The organism is Rhodosalinus sp. FB01 (genome assembly GCF_041365715.1).
GTDB lineage: Bacteria > Pseudomonadota > Alphaproteobacteria > Rhodobacterales > Rhodobacteraceae > Rhodosalinus.
The window spans coordinates 149379-166608 of record NZ_JBGFSH010000005.1 but is presented as its reverse complement, the minus strand read 5'-3'; the positions used below and the strand labels follow the sequence as shown (position 1 = coordinate 166608).

Genomic DNA, 17230 nt, shown 5'->3' with positions numbered 1-17230 from the left:
CTGCTCAGTCCTTCTCGCTGCGGAACCACGCAAGCGGATCCTCGGGCTCCCCGCCCGCTCTGACTTCCATATAGAGCGTCTCGCTCCGGTCTCTTCCAGCCCCATCACCCGACTGTGACACGATCGCCCCGACCTGCGGGTCCTCTCCGCCCATGAGGCCCACCGGGCTTCCCTCTGGCAGCACCTCTCCGACCTCCCCGAAGACCACGTCGAGACCCGCCAGGACGAAGAGTACCCCGGCTTGCGGTTCGAGCATGGAGACCAGACCGTAATCCAGCAAGGGGCCACGGTAACGGAGCGTCGCCGCCGCGGGCGTCGTGACGAGCGCGCGCGGACGCGTCGCCACCACAATGCCGGGCCGCACGATCCCGGCGGCGTCGGCCTCGCCCGCGCGGCGGATGACGGTGCCCTGAACCGGAAGCGGCAGGTCACCCTTGCGCTGCACGACCGGCGGCAGGCGCACGGGCGTCTCGTCCTGCACGATCCCCGAGAGCCCGCTCGCGAAGCCTTCGAGCGTTTCGGTCGCGGCGATCAGGATCTGCATGCCGACCGGGTCGGCCGTGAAGCGGCGCGGCAGATCCTCGCGTTCGGCCACCGCCTGGCTGAGCGCGGTGCGCGCCGTCTGCACGCCGAGAAGGCCCTCCTCCACCCGCCGCGCGGCGCCCTGCTGAAGCGCGCGGAGTGTCGCCACCTCCGTCAGGGTGGCGGACAACGCCGCCGCCCGCCGCTGCAGCGCGGGCGTCACGTCGGCCACGAGCATCCCCGCGCGGGCCGTCCCGAGGGGGCCCGACGGATGCAGGGTAAGAAGCGGTGCCGGCGCGGCGCTCATCGACTGGAGCGCCCCGAGCAGCCGCGCCACCTCTGCCTCGCGCGCCTCGAGTTCGAGGGTGAGCTGGCGTTCGCGGATCGACACGGCGCGCAGCCCCTCGCGCATCGCGGCGAGCCCGGATTCGAAGCCGCGCACCGTCGCGGTCAACGCCGCCACCCGGTCGCGCGCGGTCTCTGCGGCCTCCAGCGCCTGCGCGGCCGCCTCGAGTTCCTCGATCGCCCCGCGTGCCGCCGCGGCCGGGTCCGTCTCCGCCGCGGCGTCCGCCGAGGCGAAGAGCACCAGAAGAAGCGCGGCAAGCGATCTCATCGTGCGATCAGGCTCCGGCCGGTCATCTCGGGCGGTGCCTCCAGCCCCATGAGTTCGAGCACCGTGGGCGCGAGATCGGCCAGCCGGCCGCCAGCGCGCAGCCGCGCGCCGTCCGGCCCGCCCACAAGGATCACCGGCACCGGGTTCGTCGTGTGCGCGGTGTGCGGCGCCCCGGTATCGGGATCGACCATCACCTCGCAATTGCCGTGGTCGGCGGTGACGATCATCGCGCCGCCCGCCGCCGCGAGCGCCGCGCGCACGCGGCCGAGGCCCTCGTCCACCGCCTCGCAGGCCCGGATCGCCGCATCCAGATCGCCGGTATGGCCCACCATGTCGGGATTGGCGTAGTTCACGACGATCAGGTCATAGCCCGCGCCGATCGCCTTTACCAGCTGGTCGGTGACCTCGCCAGCCGACATCTCGGGGGCGAGATCGTAGGTCGCGACCGGCGGCGACGGAGCCATGTACCGCTCTTCGCCGGGCGCCGGGACCTCTTCGCCGCCGCTCAGGAAAAAGGTCACATGCGGATATTTCTCGGTCTCGGCGAGACGGAACTGCCGCAGGCCCTTCGCGGCCACCCAGGCGCCGAGCGTGTTCGCGATCTCTTCGGTCTCGAAGAGCGTGTCCATGTAGGCGTCGTGCGCGTCGGAATAGGACACCATCCCGAGGCAGCCGGCGAGCGCCGGGCGCGGGCCGGTCTCGAAGGCGTCGAACCCCGGCTCGGCCAGGGCGCGCAGGAATTCGCGCGCACGGTCGGCGCGGAAGTTGAGGCAGAAGACGCCGTCGCCGTCGGCCATGCCGGTGTAGTCGCCGATCTCGGTCGGAAGAAAGAACTCGTCGGTCAGCCCCTGCGCGTAGCCTTCGGCGACGGCATCGGCCGCGCTGCGCGCATGGGGGCCCTTGCCCTGCACGATGGTCTCGAAGGCCAGCGCGATCCGGTCCCAGCGGTTGTCCCGGTCCATGGCATAGTAACGCCCCGTGACGGTCGCGATATAGGCCCCCTGGGGCAGTTGGTCTTCCAGCCGCGCGACATACTCGGCGGCGGATTTCTGCGCCCCGTCGCGCCCGTCGGTCAGGGCATGGATGGCCACGGCGACGCCCTCGTCGGTGATCGCGCGCGCCGCCGCGAGCACGTGATCGAGCGAGCCGTGCACGCCCCCGTCCGACACCCGACCCCAGAGATGGGCGATCCCGCCCGTCTGGGTCAGCGCCTCGATGAAGCGCCGGAGCGCGGGGCGTTCGGCGAAGCGGCCCTCGGCGATGACGGCATCGATCCGCCCCAGATCCATCGTGACCACGCGGCCCGCGCCGATGTTCATGTGGCCCACCTCGGAGTTGCCCATCTGGCCCTCCGGCAGGCCCACATCCGGGCCGTGGGTCACCAGCGTGGCGTTCGGGCAGGCGGCCATGAGCTGGTCGAAATTGGGCGTGTGCGCGAGAGCGGGCGCATTGGCCTCCGTCTCCGCGCGCAGCCCCCAGCCGTCGAGAATGCACAGCACCACCGGTTTCGGAGCGCCCATCGCCCTGCCCTCGCTTTCCTTGCCACGGGGCCCTTCTAGCGCCCCGGGCGCCGGGATTGAACCTCGCGCGGGGCAAAGACATGCGGAAAGTCGCGGCGGCCCCGGTCATGCCCGGTGATACGGCGTCCCTGCAAGGATGGTGGCGGCCCGGTAGAGCTGTTCGGCCAGCATCACCCGCGCCAGCGCGTGCGGCCAGACCATCGCGCCGAAGGACAGCAACAGGTCGGCGCGCTGGCGCAGCGGCGGAAAGAGCCCGTCCGCGCCGCCGAGAAGGAAGGCCGTGTCCTGGCGCCCGCCGTCGCGCCAGGCGCCAAGCGCATCGGCGAAGTCGGGTGAGGAGCGTGTTCGCCCCCGCTCGTCGAGGGCGACGACGACGGCGCCGCGGGGCAGGGATTTCACGAGAAGCGCCGCTTCGGCCTCGGGCCCGCCGCCGCGGCGGGCCTCGACCTCGTGCTCCGCGCCCAGCGTCAGGCCCAGCCCCCGGCCCGCGCGATCGAAGCGCGCGAGGTAGTCGGCGATCAGGGCGCGTTCGGGGCCGCCGCGCAGGCGACCCACGGCGCAGATGTGGACGCGCACGCCCTCAGGCGCGGCTGGCCGCCGCCGCGGGCGTCATCCACATCTTCTCGAGCTGGTAGAACTCGCGCACCTCCGGCCGGAAGACGTGAACGATCACGTCGCCGGCGTCGATGAGCACCCAGTCGCCAGCCTCCTTGCCCTCCACCGAGCAGTGAACGCCGCGCTCCTGCTTGAGCGTGTCCACCAGCCGGTCCGAAATCGCCGCCACCTGGCGGGACGACCGGCCCGAGCAGATCACCATGAGATCGGCCATCGCCGACTTGCCGCGCAGGTCGATCTGCGCGACGTCTTCGGCCTTGGCGTCCTCGAGAGTGGAAAGGATGAGCGAGGCGAGCGGGATGTCCGAAGCCTCGTTTGCGGGATGGCTCATCATGGGCATCCCGGTGTCTGCGGCAGACGCCGCATCAACGTGAAAAGACAGGACATCGTCCTCCTTGTCTGACGCGCCGCATGTAGGCCCCGGCGCCGGACCTGTTATGAAGGTAGCAAGCGGACGGCCGCATTTCAATGAAACCTCGCATCGCGACCCTTCAGGGCGCGGCGCTGTCGCGACGGGACCACGCAGCTGCCGACAGGCTTGCGAGTCGCGGGCCGCGGTAGTATCTCATGCCCCATGATGCGGGTCTTCGACATGGACGATCGGGCGCGCCTGCCCTGGCGCTTCTTCGGCGCGGCGCGGAGCATGCTCGCCCGGCTATGAGCAGACGCCCCGTGGCGCGCGACGCCGCGGGCCGGCCGACCCGTCCAGCCCCCTGACACCCGAAACCGGGAGAGACCGCAATGTCCCCCAAGACGCTTTACGACAAGATCTGGGATGCCCACCTCGTGCACGAGGACGAGGACGGCACCAGCCTTCTCTACATCGACCGTCACCTGGTCCACGAGGTGACCAGCCCGCAGGCCTTCGAGGGTCTGCGCATGGCCGGCCGCCAGGTCCGCGCGCCGCAACGCACCATCGCGGTGCCCGATCACAACGTGCCCACCACACCGGACCGCGTGAACGGGATCGAGAACGAGGAAAGCCGCATCCAGGTCGAGGCGCTCGACCGCAACGCCCGCGAATTCGGCCTCAACTACTACCCGGTGAACGACATCCGGCAGGGCATCGTGCATATCGTCGGCCCCGAGCAGGGCTGGACGCTGCCGGGCATGACGGTGGTGTGCGGTGACAGCCATACCGCGACCCACGGGGCCTTCGGGGCGCTCGCCCACGGCATCGGCACCTCGGAGGTGGAGCATGTGCTTGCCACGCAGACGCTGATCCAGCGGAAATCGAAGAACATGAAGGTCGAGATCACCGGGCAGCTTCCCCCCGGCGTCACGGCGAAGGACATCACGCTCACCGTGATCGGCCATACCGGCACGGCGGGCGGCACCGGCCATGTCATCGAATACTGCGGCGAGGCGATCCGCGCGCTGTCGATGGAAGGGCGCATGACCGTCTGCAACATGGCAATCGAGGGCGGCGCGCGCGCCGGTCTGATCGCGCCGGACGAGACCACCTTCGAGTACATCAGGGGCCGCCCGCACACGCCGAAGGGCGCCCAGTGGGACCAGGCGATGGACTGGTGGCGGACGCTGCATTCCGACCCGGACGCGGAATGGGACAAGGTGGTGACCATCCGCGGGGAGGACATCGCGCCGGTCGTCACCTGGGGAACGCGCCCCGAGGACGTGTTGCCGATCACCGACGCCGTGCCCGATCCCGACAGCTTCGCGGGCGGCAAGGCCGGCGCGGCGAGGCGCGCGCTCGAGTACATGGGGCTCGAGCCCGGCACGCCGCTGTCGGAAATCGAGATCGACACCGTCTTCATCGGCTCCTGCACCAACGGACGCATCGAGGACCTGCGCGCCGCCGCGGCGGTGCTCAAGGGCCGGAAGATCAAGCCGGGCCTTCGCGCCATGGTGGTGCCGGGCTCCGGCCTCGTGCGGGCGCAGGCCGAGGAGGAGGGCCTTGCCGAGATCTTCACCGAAGCGGGCTTCGAATGGCGCCTTGCGGGCTGTTCCATGTGCCTGGCCATGAACCCCGACCAGCTGGCCCCAGGCGAACGTTGCGCGGCGACGTCCAACCGCAATTTCGAGGGCCGCCAGGGCCGCGGCGGACGGACCCACCTGATGAGCCCGGCGATGGCGGCGGCCGCGGCGGTCACCGGACGGCTGACCGATGTGCGCGAGGTGCTCTGATCCACCGCCATCAGGGCACCTGCCCCGTCTGCAGGACGGATGCCGAGTTCGTCAGCGCGCACGACTGGCTGCGCGACGGGTTGCTGTGTTCCTCCTGCGGGTCCATCCCGCGCGAGCGGGCCTTCGCATGGTGCCTCGACGTCCTGTGCCCCGACTGGCGGGGCCTGGTGCTGCACGAGTCGTCGCCGGCCGACCGGTCGATCTCGGCGCGCATGCGGACCGAGTGCCCGGGGTATATCGGCTCGCAGTTCTTCCCCGACGTTCCGCCGGGCGAGACGCGGTCGGGCATGCGCTCGGAGAACCTGGAGGCGCTGACCTTCGCGGACGAGAGCATCGACCTGCATGTGCATCTCGACGTGCTCGAGCATGTGAACGACCCCGCCGCCTGCTTTGCCGAGATGGAGCGTACGCTGAAGCCCGGCGGCCGGATGCTGTTCACGACCCCCGTCTACGAGGGCAAACCGAAAACCGAACGGCGCGCCCATTACGGCCCCGAGGGCGTGCGTCATTTCGCCGAGCCCGAGTATCACGGCAATCCCATCGATTCGCGCGGCGCGCTCGTCACGTTCCATTTCGGCACGGACCTCTCGGACCTGATCCTTGCCTGGGCGCCCTCGTGCGGTGTGCGCATGATCACCCTGAACGACCCGCGCATCGGCGTGCTCGGAGAGTTCCGCGAAGTGTTCCTGGTGGAAAAGCGGGCATGATCCCTCTGCGGGGGATATTTAGGGCGGCACCGTGGCGACGCGATCGAACGAGGCGCCAGCCCGTGGAAAGGGCGGCGCCGGACCCGCCGGATCGGCGCGTCCTTGGCCGCGCTACGGGCCCTCCACCCCTTGGCGTCGGCGGCGCGGCGCTCTTCGCTGCCGACGGATCCCCTTGACCCACAGCCGCAATCGCCGGCCGTCCGCCGGCCCTGACGGAGACGAGACATGGAAAAATTCACCCCGCTCACCGGCATTGCCGCCCCGCTTCCCCTGATCAATGTCGACACCGACATGATCATCCCCAAGCAGTTCCTGAAGACGATCAAGCGCTCGGGGCTCGGAAAGCATCTTTTCGACGAGATGCGCTACGACGAGAACGGGGAAGAGAACCCGGATTTCGTGTTGAACCGGGCACCCTATCGCGATGCCGAGATCCTGATCGCAGGGGAAAACTTCGGCTGCGGCTCCTCTCGCGAGCACGCGCCCTGGGCGATCAAGGATTTCGGCATCCGTTGCATCATCGCGCCGAGTTACGCCGACATCTTCTACAACAACTGCTTCAAGAACGGGATCCTGCCCGTGGCCCTGCCGCAAGAGGCCGTGGACGCGCTGATGCGCGATGCCGAGAAAGGCGCGAATGCCCGCATCGCGGTGGACCTCGAGGCGCAGACCGTGACCTCGCCCGACGGCACGGTCTACCCGTTCGAGATCGACGCCCACATGAAGCACTGCCTTCTCGAGGGCCTCGACGACATCGGCCTCACGCTGTCGAAATCCGCCGCGATCGATTCCTTCGAATCGCGCGCCTCCGCCGCGCGCCCCTGGGTCTGAGGGGCGTTCGGCGCAGGCCAGCATTGTGGGCCCGCGCCCCTTACCCACAAAATGTTGAAAAAGGCGAAAAATGCACCTATCCGACCCCGGATTGGTGCAATGTCGCATCAGTTTTTCCCCGAAAACGCCGCAATCTCCCCGTTAGGTGGCGGGGCAACTTGAGAGTTGGGACGGAAAAGGGCAGAAATCGGGCAAAAATGAGGCAGGCCGTCCGTCCCGGCGGAAAACGGCAAAGAACGCGGGAACGGCATTGCATCGTTCCCCTCGGGTACGAAGGGATAAGTCCTTGATGCGACGACTCGTCGGCGCAACTCTGCGCGCGCTCTGCGTCCTGGCGCTTGTCATCGCGCCGGCGCTTCTGCTTCCGGGGGTCAGCCCGTCCTCCGGGCTGCTGATCCCGCTCATCGCGTTGATCGCGGCCGCCTTCACCTTCATGGAATACGCCACCGACTACCCCAGCTTCGTGGAATTCCGCGACGCGCCGCCTTTCAATCGCCTGCGCTTCGCAAGCCTCTTCGGGGTCGTCGCACTGACGGCCGTCGTCTGCGCCGACGTCATCGAGCCCACCCTTTTCACCGGGGCGATGTTCTCGCTGGGCCTGTTGATCGGCGATCTGGCGGATTTCCCCTATTCCCCGGTCCGGCTCCTCCTGATCGCGCTGGCCGAGACGGCGCCCGTCTCCTACCTGGACATCGCGCTCAGTGCGGCGGGTCTCGCGCTTCTGGTATCGGCCGCGACGCTCGCCGCTTTCGCGCTGCCCGTGCGCCTCCTGAACTGGCCGTTGCAGTCCGGCGCCGTCAACGTCTGGGTGAACATGCCGCTCTTCGACCCGACGAGCGGCGGGGACGTGTTGCTGCGCCTGCGGCGCGACGCCCGGCTGAACGTCGCGATCGGCTGCCTAGTGCCTTTCATCCTTCCCGCGCTCGTGGCACTTGCGGGCGTGCTGCTCGGACCGCTCCATTTCGGCGATCCGCACACCCTGATCTGGATGATGAGCGTATGGGCCTTCCTGCCCACCAGCATGATCATGCGCGGTATCGCCCTTCACAGGGTCGCCGACCTCGTGGAGGAAAAGCGCCGCCGCACCTACGGCGAGCTGGCCGCCGCCTGAGGCGCGCGGCCGCGCTTGCCGCGCTGGCGCTGCTTGCACTCGTCGCGCCCGCCGCCGCCGATCCGCTTCGCATCGCCACGTTCCACGCGGAACTCACGCGCCGCGGGCCCGGCCTTCTGCTGCGCGACATCTTGCGCGGAGAGGACCCCCAGATCGCCGCGGCCGCGCAGGTGATCGCCCACGCCGCACCGGACGTGCTGTTGCTGACCGGCATCGACTACGATCACGGCCTCGCGGCGCTCGGCGCCTTTCGCGACCGGATCGCGGAGGCGGGCCACGCGTTTCCGCATCTCTTCGCGCGCCGGCCCAATACCGGCATGGCCACGGGCCTCGACCTCGATGGCGACGGGCGGCTCGGCGGGCCGGGCGATGCGCAGGGCTGGGGACGTTTCGCCGGCGCCGGCGGCATGGCGCTCCTGTCGCGCCACCCGATCGACGGCTCGGCGGCGCGCGACCTGAGCGACCTGCTCTGGGCGGAGGTGCCGGGCGCGCTCGTGCCGGACGCGATGCCCGGGGATCACCGCGCGGTGCGCCGCCTGTCCACGACCGGGCACTGGATCGTGCCGGTGCGTCCGGCGGCCGGCCCCCTGCTCGTGATCATGGCCTTTTCCGCCACGCCCCCCGTCTTCGACGGCCCCGAGGACATGAACGGGCGGCGCAACCACGACGAGATCCTGCTCTGGCGGCACGTGATGGACGGCGCCTTCGGCCCCGCGCCGGATGCGCGCTTCGTGATCCTCGGCAACGCCAATCTCGATCCCGTGGACGGCGAGGGGCGCCACGCCGCGATCCGCGCGCTTCTGGACGACCCGCGCCTGCAGGACGCGCGCCCCGGCAGCGAAGGCGGGCGCGCCGCCGCCAGCCCCGGCCACGCGGGCGACCCGGCGCGCGACACCGCCGACTGGCGCGAACCGGCGCCCGGCAACCTGCGCGTCGACTACGTCCTGCCGTCGGCGGACTGGGAGGTGACCGCCGCGGGCGTGCTCTGGCCGGATGACGGCCCCCTTGCCGAAACCGTGGCGCGCGCCAGCCGTCACCGGCTCGTCTGGGTGGACCTCGCCCCGCTTGACCCCGTGGAAGCCAGTGAGTAGGCGGTCGCGAACCCTGTCGAAGGAGGCCCTCGCCCATGTCCACCCGCTCGCTTCTCATCCTGCCCGGTGACGGGATCGGCCCCGAGGTGATGGCCGAGGTGCGCCGCATCATCGACTGGTTCGGCGAGACGCGCGGGCTGGCCTTCGAGGTGGAGGAGGACCTGGTGGGCGGGGCGGCCTACGACATGCACGGCACGCCCCTCGCCGACGCCACCATGGCCAAGGCGCAGGAGGTGGACGCGGTGCTTCTGGGCGCCGTCGGCGGCCCGAAATACGACGATCTGGATTTCTCGGTGAAGCCCGAGCGCGGGCTTCTGCGCCTGCGCAAGCAGATGGATCTTTTCGCCAATCTCCGGCCGGCGCAGTGCTTCGACGCGCTGGCGGAGTTCTCGTCGCTCAAGACGGAGGTCGTGGCCGGGCTCGATATCATGATCGTGCGCGAGCTGACCTCGGGCGTCTATTTCGGCGAGCCGCGCGGCATCATCGAGGACGGCAACGAGCGCGTGGGCATCAACACCCAGCGCTACACCGAAAGCGAGATCGCGCGCGTCGCGCGCTCGGCCTTCGAACTCGCCCGCCGGCGCTCGAACAGGGTCTGCTCGATGGAGAAGGCCAACGTGATGGAATCCGGCGTGCTCTGGCGGCAGGTGGTCCAGGAGGTGCACGACGCGGAATACCCCGACGTGGAGCTGTCGCACATGTATGCCGACGCGGGCGCAATGCAGCTCACCCGCTGGCCCAGGCAGTTCGACGTGATCGTGACCGACAACCTCTTCGGCGACCTGCTGTCCGACCTCGCGGCGATGCTGACGGGCTCGCTCGGCATGCTGCCCTCGGCCTCGCTCGGCGCGCCGATGGCGAACGGAAAGCCGAAGGCGCTTTACGAGCCGGTCCACGGCTCGGCGCCGGACATCGCGGGCCAGGGCAAGGCCAATCCCTGCGCCTGCATCCTCTCCTTCGCCATGGCGCTGCGCTACTCCTTCGACGAAGGCGCGGAGGCCGACCGGCTGGAGCGCGCCGTGGAATCCGTGCTCGCAAAGGGCGTGCGGACCGCCGACCTGATGAACGCGGAAGGCCGCGCCCCCGCCTCCACGCGGGAGATGGGAGACGCCGTTCTCGCCGCTCTCGACGAGAGCCTCTGAGCCGCGATCCGCTCTTGCCAAGCCCCGCGCGAGGGGCTATGCGGCGCGTCACGATCGGAGTGTAGCTCAGCCTGGTAGAGCACCGTCTTCGGGAGGCGGGGGTCGTAGGTTCGAATCCTGCCACTCCGACCATTCATCGGACAGGAATGACGGCGGGGCCGAAGGCCGCAAGGGCGCAGGCGCTGCAAGGCTGTTCGGGCCAGAGATCCGCGCCCGGAAGACGCGCCGTGGCGCGCCGCGTCGGGCCAGGCGTCACACTCCAGGGTACGGCTTGCGCCGCCGACAGCCTCCCCACTCGCGGCGGCGGGATGCAGCCCCGGGCCTGTCCGTCCCTGCGTCGAAAGACCGATGCGGCGTCCCGCCTGCGACCTTGTGCGGTCCGGCACGCCGGAGTGGGGCGGGCCCTGCCCGGGCCCGGCCTCAGATGTAGTAGAGATCGCGGAAGACGTGCTGGACGATTTCGTCGCGCTTCAGTCCGCGCGCGGCGAGTTCATCGTCGGTCATGTCGTTCAGCGTGTCGACGCGGTGCACGCGCCGGCCCACGTCGCTGGCCATCGCGAGCGCGTCGCCGATCGCCACGAGAAAAGCCATGAAGCCGCTGCGCCGGGTTGGCGCGAAGTCTGTTGCTGTCGAGTCCGTCATCTGGAAACCTCGCTTCGGTTTGCGTGTTTCCTCCCTGCCCGGATAGATAGACAGCGCCCGCCCGCATGACCACGGGCGGCGCTGCATAGCCGGATGACGCCTGGCGCAAGCCTGGCGGCCGCGCGTCAGCCTTCGTCGGTGCCGGTGGAGGCGCGCTCCGGCATCGGCGGCGGCGGAGACGGTGCGCGCTTGGGCTTCGGACGGGGCGGGTTGGCCGGCGTGTCGGTGGACGCGACGATCCGCGGCGTCGCCGGCCGCGCCGCAATCGTCGCGGTCGGCGTCGCGGGCTTGGCGGCGGGCCGCTTGCGCGCGGGCGCTTTCGCCTTGCGGGCGCTTGGCGTGGGCCGCGCGGGCCGCGGCGCGGCCGGTTGCGCGCCGTGCATCCAGGGCGAGGCGAACATCACGTCGAAGCAACTGCGCGCGATGAGCGTGCCGATGCGCATCTGCGCCTCGATCGTGTGGCTGCAAAGACGGAAGGCGGCGACCGACATGGCGACCGGGTCTGCGGCGGTTTTCATGCATCTCTCCCTTGTCGAGGCGTTGCGGCCCGGTCCGGGACCGCCGACGCCTTTCGTGCGCGGGCCGGGCGTCGGACCGCTGCGCGGGCATCGGACAGCCACCGGTTGAAGCGGTGACGGCGGTAGCACCCGCATGTTTCCTACATATGACACTGGCCCCCAGCATGTGAGTCCACTCGGCCACTGATGCGCCACGCTTCGCGGAAACGCGCCGAAAGAGGCAGTCATTGCCCCCGATCGGCGTTTTCTTCGGCAAGACCGGACGCAAGGACGTCGGCGAAAGGGCCGCAAATCTTTTACCGCTTGATAAAAATTTTTGGCTGTGAGACGTTTTCTTCAAGAAAAGACCGACAGAGAGGTGGACGATGACCCCGAACGCGCTGGCCGAGGGCATCAGGCCCGGCCGACTGGACGAGGAGAGCCTTCTGGAAGGATTCTGCGACGTCCACCCCCGGCTCGATCCGCACGAGGCGATGGTCGCCGCCGACCGCTGCTATTTCTGCCATGACGCGCCCTGCATCGCCGCCTGCCCGACCGAGATCGACATCCCGCTCTTCATCCGCCAGATCGCCACGGGCACCCCCGAGGCGGCGGCGAAGACGATCTTCGAGCAGAACATCCTCGGCGGCATGTGCGCGCGGGTCTGCCCGGTCGAGACCCTGTGCGAGGGCGCCTGCGTCCGCGAGACGGCGGAACGCAACCCGGTCGAGATCGGGCGTCTTCAGCGCTACGCGACGGACACGCTGATGGCGGCCGGCAGTCACCCCTTCCGGCGCGACGCGCCGACGGGAAAGCGCATCGCCGTCGTCGGCGCGGGACCGGCCGGCCTTGCCTGCGCGCACCGGCTGGCGATGAAGGGACATGACGTCGTGATCCACGACGCGAGGCCGAAGCCCGGCGGCCTCAACGAGTACGGCATCGCCGCCTACAAGACCGTCGACGGCTTCGCCGAGCGCGAGGTCGACTGGCTGATGCGGATCGGCGGCATCACGCTCGAGCAGGGTCGGGCGCTGGGCGCCGACATGACCCTCGACACGCTGCGCGACGCCTACGACGCGGTGTTCCTCGGCATCGGTCTCGGCGGGGTCAACGCCCTCGGCCTCGACGGCGAGGACCGGGAGGGCGTCGACGACGCCGTCGATTTCATCGCGGAACTCCGGCAGGCCGAAGACCTGGCCGCCCTGCCGATCGGGCGCGACGTGGTGGTGATCGGTGGCGGGATGACCGCGGTGGACGCCGCGGTGCAGGCGAAACTCCTCGGCGCGCTCAACGTCACCATGGTCTATCGCCGCGGGCGCGACCGGATGAACGCGAGCCGCAAGGAACAGGACCACGCGGCGCGGCGCGGCGTGAAGATCGTCACCAACGCGGTCCCGGTCGCCGTGCACGGCAACGGCGCAGTGCGCGAGGTCGAATTCGAGTTCGTCGTGGACGACCTGGCCCCGACCGGCGCGCGCTTCCGCCTTCCCGCCGATCAGGTCTTCAAGGCGATCGGCCAGCGCCTTGCAAGCGACGCGCTGCCGGCCCTCGACGCCGGCAGGATCGCCGTCACCGGGTCCGGGCGCACGAGCCTCGAGGGCGTCTGGGCGGGCGGCGACTGCGCGGCGGGGGGCGACGACCTCACCGTGACGGCCGTGGCCCAGGGTCGCGACGCCGCCGAGGACATCCACCGCGCGCTCGCGGGCTGACCGCCGGGCCGCCACCAGCCAGGGAACACCGATCATGGCCAATCTCGCCTCCGACTTCGTGGGGATCAGATCCCCCAACCCCTTCTGGCTGGCCTCCGCGCCGCCCACGGACAAGGAATACAACGTCCGCCGCGCCTTCGAGGCGGGCTGGGGCGGGGTGGTCTGGAAGACGCTCGGCCTCGACCCGGCCATCGTGAACGTCAATGGCCCGCGCTACGGCGCGATCTGGGGGGCGGACCGGCGCCTTCTGGGCATGAACAACATCGAGCTCATCACCGACCGCCCGCTGGAGGTGAACCTTCGCGAAATCAAGGCCGTCAAGCGCGACTGGCCCAACCGGGCGATGGTCGTCTCGCTCATGGTTCCCTGCGAGGAGGAGCCTTGGGCCTGGATCCTGAAACAGGTGGAAGACACCGGCGCCGACGGGGTGGAGCTGAATTTCGGCTGTCCCCACGGCATGAGCGAGCGGGGCATGGGCTCGGCCGTGGGCCAGGTGCCCGAGTACATCGAGATGGTGACCCGCTGGTGCAAGGCGAACACCCGGATGCCGGGCATCGTGAAACTCACGCCCAACATCACCGACGTCCGCAAACCCGCCGCGGCCGCGCTCGCCGGAGGCGCGGATGCGGTGAGCCTGATCAACACGATCAACTCGATCACCGCGGTCGATCTCGACCTGTTCGCGCCCGAACCGACCATCGACGGCCAGGGCGCGCATGGCGGCTATTGCGGCCCCGCGGTGAAGCCCATCGCGCTCAACATGGTGGCCGAGATCGCCCGGACGCCGGAACTCGCACATCTGCCCATCAGCGGCATCGGCGGCGTCACCACATGGCGCGACGCGGCGGAGTTCCTGGCACTGGGCGCGGGCAACGTGCAGGTCTGCACGGCCGCCATGACCTACGGCTTCAAGATCGTGCAGGAGATGATCTCGGGCCTCTCGCAGTATCTCGACGAAAAGGAGATCGCGCTGCCCGACCTGATCGGACGCGCGGTGCCCAACGTGGTGGACTGGAACGCGCTCAACCTCAACTACGTGACGAAAGCGCGGATCGACCAGGACATGTGCATCAAGTGCGGGCGCTGCTTCGCCGCCTGCGAGGACACGTCCCACCAGGCGATCACAATGTCGCCGGAGCGCGTGTTCGAGGTGGACGACAGCGAATGCGTGGCGTGCAACCTCTGCGTCAACGTCTGCCCGGTGCAGGACTGCATCACAATGGTGCGCATGGAGGCGGGCGCAGTGGACCCGCGCACCGGCGAGGTGGTGCGGGAGGCGTATGCCAACTGGACGACGCATCCGAACAACCCGGCCGCGGCGGAGTGAGCCGGAGCCCGCCATCTTTCGATCGAAAGATGGCGGGCGACCCGGGTGAGAGACGGAAGATTTTTCGATCGAAAAATCTTCGGACCCGTCAGCAGATCACGCGCATGTCGCCGGCGTTGCAGATGATGATGAACTGTCCGCCGCATTCGATCAGGTGAAAGCCCCGCGCGCGCACCTCCTCGATCAGCGCCTCGCGCCCGATCTCGCGCTCGACATCGCGGACCGAGCGGCGCAGCACGCCCCCGCGCGCCGCCGCCTTGGCGTGGAAGATGCGCCGGCCCCAGGAGGGGTGCCGGACCGGCAGGGCGGGCGGGGCGAGATCGTGGGCCATGGCCCCGACCCTTGCCCGATCAGCGTAAACGGCGCCTTAATCCTGCTGCGGCGTCAGCAGCTTGCGGAACAGCGTCTCGACATGCGCCCCGGCCCGATCCCACACGTCTCCCTCGGGCATCAGCACCGCGATCTGGGCCTCGAAATCGGCGTAGTGCTGCGTCGTCGCCCAGATCGAGAAAATGAGGTGCCGCGGATCCACGGGCGCGAGCCGCCCCTCGGCCACCCAGCGCGCGATCAGCGCCGCCTTCTCGTCCACCAGCGGTTTCAGTTCCGATTTCAGATGCGGGCGCATGCGCGGCGCGCCCTGCACGATCTCGTTCGCGAAAAGACGGCTTTCGGACGGAAATTGCCGGCTCATCTCGAGCTTTCGGCGGATATAGCCCATGAGTTCCTCCAGCGGCTCGCCCTTCGGGTCGAGCCGCCGCAACGGCTCCAGCCAGGTTTGCATGAGCTGGGCCAGAAGCGTGACGTGGATCTCTTCCTTGCCGTCGAAGTAGTAGAGGATGTTGGGTTTCGACAGCCCGGCCGCCGCGGCGATCTGGTCCAGCGTCGCGCCGCGGTACCCTTCCGTCGAGAACACCTCGAGCGCGGCCTCGAGGATACGGGCGCGGTTCCGGCGCTGGATGCGGGTCTGCTTTTGCGGCGGGCTCTGATCCAATGCCGGGGTCCTGATGATTTTCGCGGCAGCGTCACCGGTCGTGCGCCTGCCGGCAAGAGTGCCACCTGTCAAACCTTGACAGGCCATGGGGCGGTTGCAATGCTCGATTGACCAAACGGTAAAAAGTTGCGGCGCGCGACGCAAGCCCGGACACAGGCTGCGCCCGCGCGACCGCGACCACGACAGGGAGCGCGGGATGGCGGCACCGGCCGAGAATCTCAGGATCGACGGTGACAGGCTCTGGGACAGCCTGATGGACATGGCAAGGATCGGCCCCGGCGTCGCGGGCGGCAACAATCGCCAGACGCTGACCGATGCCGATGCGAAGGGCCGCGCGCTTTTCCGGGAATGGTGCGAGGCGGCGGGGCTTTCGATGGGCCTCGACTCGATGGGCAACATGTTCGCCCACCGCGACGGCGCGGATCCCGCGGCCCTGCCGGTCTATGTCGGCAGCCATCTCGACACCCAGCCCACCGGCGGCAAGTACGACGGGGTTCTGGGCGTGCTCGGCGGGCTGGAGATCATCCGCACGATGAACGATCTCGGGATCCGCACGAAGCACCCGATCGTGGTGACCAACTGGACCAACGAGGAAGGCACGCGCTTCGCCCCGGCGATGCTTTCGTCCGGCGTCTTCGCCGGCATGCATGACGAGAGCTGGGCGAAGGACCGCACCGATGCCGAAGGCAAACGCTTCGGCGACGAGCTGGAGCGCATCGGCTGGAAGGGCGACGAGCCGGTGGGCGCGCGCAAGATGCACGCCTTCTTCGAGCTGCACATCGAGCAGGGCCCGATCCTCGAGGCCGAGGGCAAGGACGTGGGCGTCGTCACCCACGGGCAGGGGCTCTCCTGGACGCAGGTCACGATCACCGGAAAGGACGCGCATACGGGCTCGACCCCGATGCCCATGCGCCGGAACGCGGGCCTCGGCATGGCGCGGGTGCTGGAATTGGTGGACGAGATCGCGCTTTCGCACGCACCCGACGCGGTGGGCGCCGCGGGCCACATCGACGTCTACCCGAACTCGCGCAACGTGATCCCGGGCAAGGTGGTCTTCACCGTGGATTTCCGCTCGCCCGAACTGGCGGTCATCAAGGACATGGAGGCGCGCCTGCGCGCCGGCGCCGGGAAGATCTGCGCCGACATGGGGCCCGAGGTCGCCTTCGAGAAGGTGGGCGGCTTCGCCCCGGTGGAATTCGACCCCGACTGCGTGAAGGCCGTGCGCCACGCCGCCGAGCGGCTGGGCTACTCGCACCGCGACATCGTCTCGGGGGCGGGGCACGACGCGTGCTGGATCAACCGCGTGGCGCCCACGGCGATGGTGATGTGCCCCTGCGTGGACGGGCTCTCGCACAACGAGGCCGAGGAGATCAGCAAGGACTGGGCCCGGGCAGGCATCGACGTGCTGAGGCACGCGGTGCTCGAGACGGCGGAGATCGTGGAGTGACGGCGTGCGCGACAGCGCCATGGCGGCGCGCATCGACGCGATGCTGGACGCCGAGGAAGCAGCGTGGGACGGCGCCGGGCCACCCCGTGCGGGCACGCTGCACGAGTTCCGCCGGCACCGCCGCCCGCCGCGTCCCGTCACGGTCAACTTCTCCGGCGGGATCACGCAGACCTGCTGGTCGGTGACGCGCACGAACGGATCCTACCGGGTCATCTATCTGCCGACGGCAGGCTATTTCTCGCTCTGCGTGGAAAGCGATTTCGGCCCGCTGGACATCGGGGTGCACGGCCCCGCCATCGACTGCTTCGGCTCGGTCTGAA

Annotated in this window: 18 protein-coding genes and 1 tRNA gene; 11 read left to right on the top strand and 8 right to left on the bottom strand. The window is 69.5% G+C overall.

Annotated features, from left to right (window positions below):
- Nucleotides 1-4: 4 nt before the first annotated feature.
- The 4 genes from AB6A65_RS09565 to rsfS form a co-directional block, all read right to left on the bottom strand.
- Nucleotides 5-1135, bottom strand: a complete 1131-nt coding sequence (locus tag AB6A65_RS09565; protein WP_371038146.1) for a murein hydrolase activator EnvC — start codon at nucleotides 1133-1135, stop codon at nucleotides 5-7.
- Nucleotides 1132-2655, bottom strand: coding sequence for a 2,3-bisphosphoglycerate-independent phosphoglycerate mutase (gene gpmI / locus AB6A65_RS09560; protein WP_371038145.1), 1524 nt, complete (start codon nucleotides 2653-2655; stop codon nucleotides 1132-1134). Before gpmI ends, AB6A65_RS09565 begins: the two co-directional genes overlap by 4 nt.
- Before the next feature lie 105 nt (nucleotides 2656-2760).
- Entirely contained in the window at nucleotides 2761-3231 is a 471-nt protein-coding gene (gene rlmH, locus AB6A65_RS09555; protein WP_371038144.1) for a 23S rRNA (pseudouridine(1915)-N(3))-methyltransferase RlmH, read from the bottom strand.
- A 4-nt stretch (nucleotides 3232-3235) separates the two neighbouring features.
- Nucleotides 3236-3601, bottom strand: a complete 366-nt coding sequence (gene rsfS, locus AB6A65_RS09550; protein WP_371038143.1) for a ribosome silencing factor — start codon at nucleotides 3599-3601, stop codon at nucleotides 3236-3238.
- A gap of 410 nt (nucleotides 3602-4011) precedes the next feature.
- Between rsfS and leuC the strand changes: the two genes are divergently transcribed.
- The 7 genes from leuC (at nucleotide 4012) to AB6A65_RS09515 (ending at nucleotide 10429) form a co-directional block, all read left to right on the top strand.
- Nucleotides 4012-5415, top strand: a complete 1404-nt coding sequence (leuC, locus tag AB6A65_RS09545) for a 3-isopropylmalate dehydratase large subunit (protein ID WP_371038142.1) — start codon at nucleotides 4012-4014, stop codon at nucleotides 5413-5415.
- A gap of 167 nt (nucleotides 5416-5582) precedes the next feature.
- Nucleotides 5583-6122, top strand: a complete 540-nt coding sequence (locus AB6A65_RS09540) for a class I SAM-dependent methyltransferase (RefSeq protein WP_371038141.1) — start codon at nucleotides 5583-5585, stop codon at nucleotides 6120-6122.
- A 225-nt stretch (nucleotides 6123-6347) separates the two neighbouring features.
- Nucleotides 6348-6953, top strand: a complete 606-nt coding sequence (leuD, locus tag AB6A65_RS09535) for a 3-isopropylmalate dehydratase small subunit (protein WP_371038140.1) — start codon at nucleotides 6348-6350, stop codon at nucleotides 6951-6953.
- Nucleotides 6954-7242: 289 nt separating this feature from the next.
- Complete coding sequence (locus tag AB6A65_RS09530) at nucleotides 7243-8064, top strand: hypothetical protein (protein WP_371038139.1); 822 nt, start codon at nucleotides 7243-7245, stop codon at nucleotides 8062-8064.
- Between the two features lie 131 nt (nucleotides 8065-8195).
- Nucleotides 8196-9155 carry an endonuclease/exonuclease/phosphatase family protein gene (locus tag AB6A65_RS09525; RefSeq protein WP_371038138.1) on the top strand — a complete coding sequence of 320 codons (960 nt, stop codon included), beginning with the start codon at nucleotides 8196-8198 and terminating at the stop codon, nucleotides 9153-9155.
- Nucleotides 9156-9190: 35 nt separating this feature from the next.
- Complete coding sequence (leuB, locus tag AB6A65_RS09520) at nucleotides 9191-10297, top strand: 3-isopropylmalate dehydrogenase (protein WP_371038137.1); 1107 nt, start codon at nucleotides 9191-9193, stop codon at nucleotides 10295-10297.
- A 55-nt stretch (nucleotides 10298-10352) separates the two neighbouring features.
- Nucleotides 10353-10429: transfer RNA gene (locus tag AB6A65_RS09515), tRNA-Pro, on the top strand.
- Between the two features lie 288 nt (nucleotides 10430-10717).
- On the opposite strand, the gene AB6A65_RS09510 is transcribed toward AB6A65_RS09515, so the two are convergent.
- Together AB6A65_RS09510 and AB6A65_RS09505 are read right to left on the bottom strand one after the other, a co-directional pair.
- Nucleotides 10718-10888, bottom strand: coding sequence for a DUF1127 domain-containing protein (locus AB6A65_RS09510; protein ID WP_371038136.1), 171 nt, complete (start codon nucleotides 10886-10888; stop codon nucleotides 10718-10720).
- Between the two features lie 176 nt (nucleotides 10889-11064).
- Entirely contained in the window at nucleotides 11065-11457 is a 393-nt protein-coding gene (locus AB6A65_RS09505; protein ID WP_371038135.1) for a hypothetical protein, read from the bottom strand.
- Nucleotides 11458-11822: 365 nt separating this feature from the next.
- Between AB6A65_RS09505 and AB6A65_RS09500 the strand changes: the two genes are divergently transcribed.
- Both AB6A65_RS09500 and preA read left to right on the top strand, forming a co-directional pair.
- Complete coding sequence (locus AB6A65_RS09500; RefSeq protein ID WP_371038134.1) at nucleotides 11823-13145, top strand: NAD(P)-dependent oxidoreductase; 1323 nt, start codon at nucleotides 11823-11825, stop codon at nucleotides 13143-13145.
- A gap of 34 nt (nucleotides 13146-13179) precedes the next feature.
- Complete coding sequence (gene preA / locus AB6A65_RS09495; RefSeq protein ID WP_371038133.1) at nucleotides 13180-14472, top strand: NAD-dependent dihydropyrimidine dehydrogenase subunit PreA; 1293 nt, start codon at nucleotides 13180-13182, stop codon at nucleotides 14470-14472.
- 88 nt (nucleotides 14473-14560) lie between these two features.
- Here the strand turns inward: preA and AB6A65_RS09490 are convergent, their stop codons facing one another.
- Together AB6A65_RS09490 and AB6A65_RS09485 are read right to left on the bottom strand one after the other, a co-directional pair.
- On the bottom strand, nucleotides 14561-14803 hold the full coding sequence (locus AB6A65_RS09490) for a hypothetical protein (protein WP_371038132.1): 243 nt from the start codon (nucleotides 14801-14803) through the stop codon (nucleotides 14561-14563).
- Nucleotides 14804-14839: 36 nt separating this feature from the next.
- Nucleotides 14840-15463: a TetR family transcriptional regulator C-terminal domain-containing protein gene (locus AB6A65_RS09485; protein ID WP_371038131.1), complete on the bottom strand. Its 624-nt coding sequence runs from the start codon at nucleotides 15461-15463 to the stop codon at nucleotides 14840-14842.
- Between the two features lie 196 nt (nucleotides 15464-15659).
- Between AB6A65_RS09485 and AB6A65_RS09480 the strand changes: the two genes are divergently transcribed.
- Nucleotides 15660-16910 carry a Zn-dependent hydrolase gene (locus AB6A65_RS09480; protein ID WP_371038130.1) on the top strand — a complete coding sequence of 417 codons (1251 nt, stop codon included), beginning with the start codon at nucleotides 15660-15662 and terminating at the stop codon, nucleotides 16908-16910.
- A 4-nt stretch (nucleotides 16911-16914) separates the two neighbouring features.
- Nucleotides 16915-17229 (top strand): hypothetical protein, encoded by a 315-nt coding sequence (locus AB6A65_RS09475; RefSeq protein ID WP_371038129.1) that lies wholly within the window; start codon nucleotides 16915-16917, stop codon nucleotides 17227-17229.
- The last annotated feature ends 1 nt before the right edge of the window (nucleotide 17230 follow it).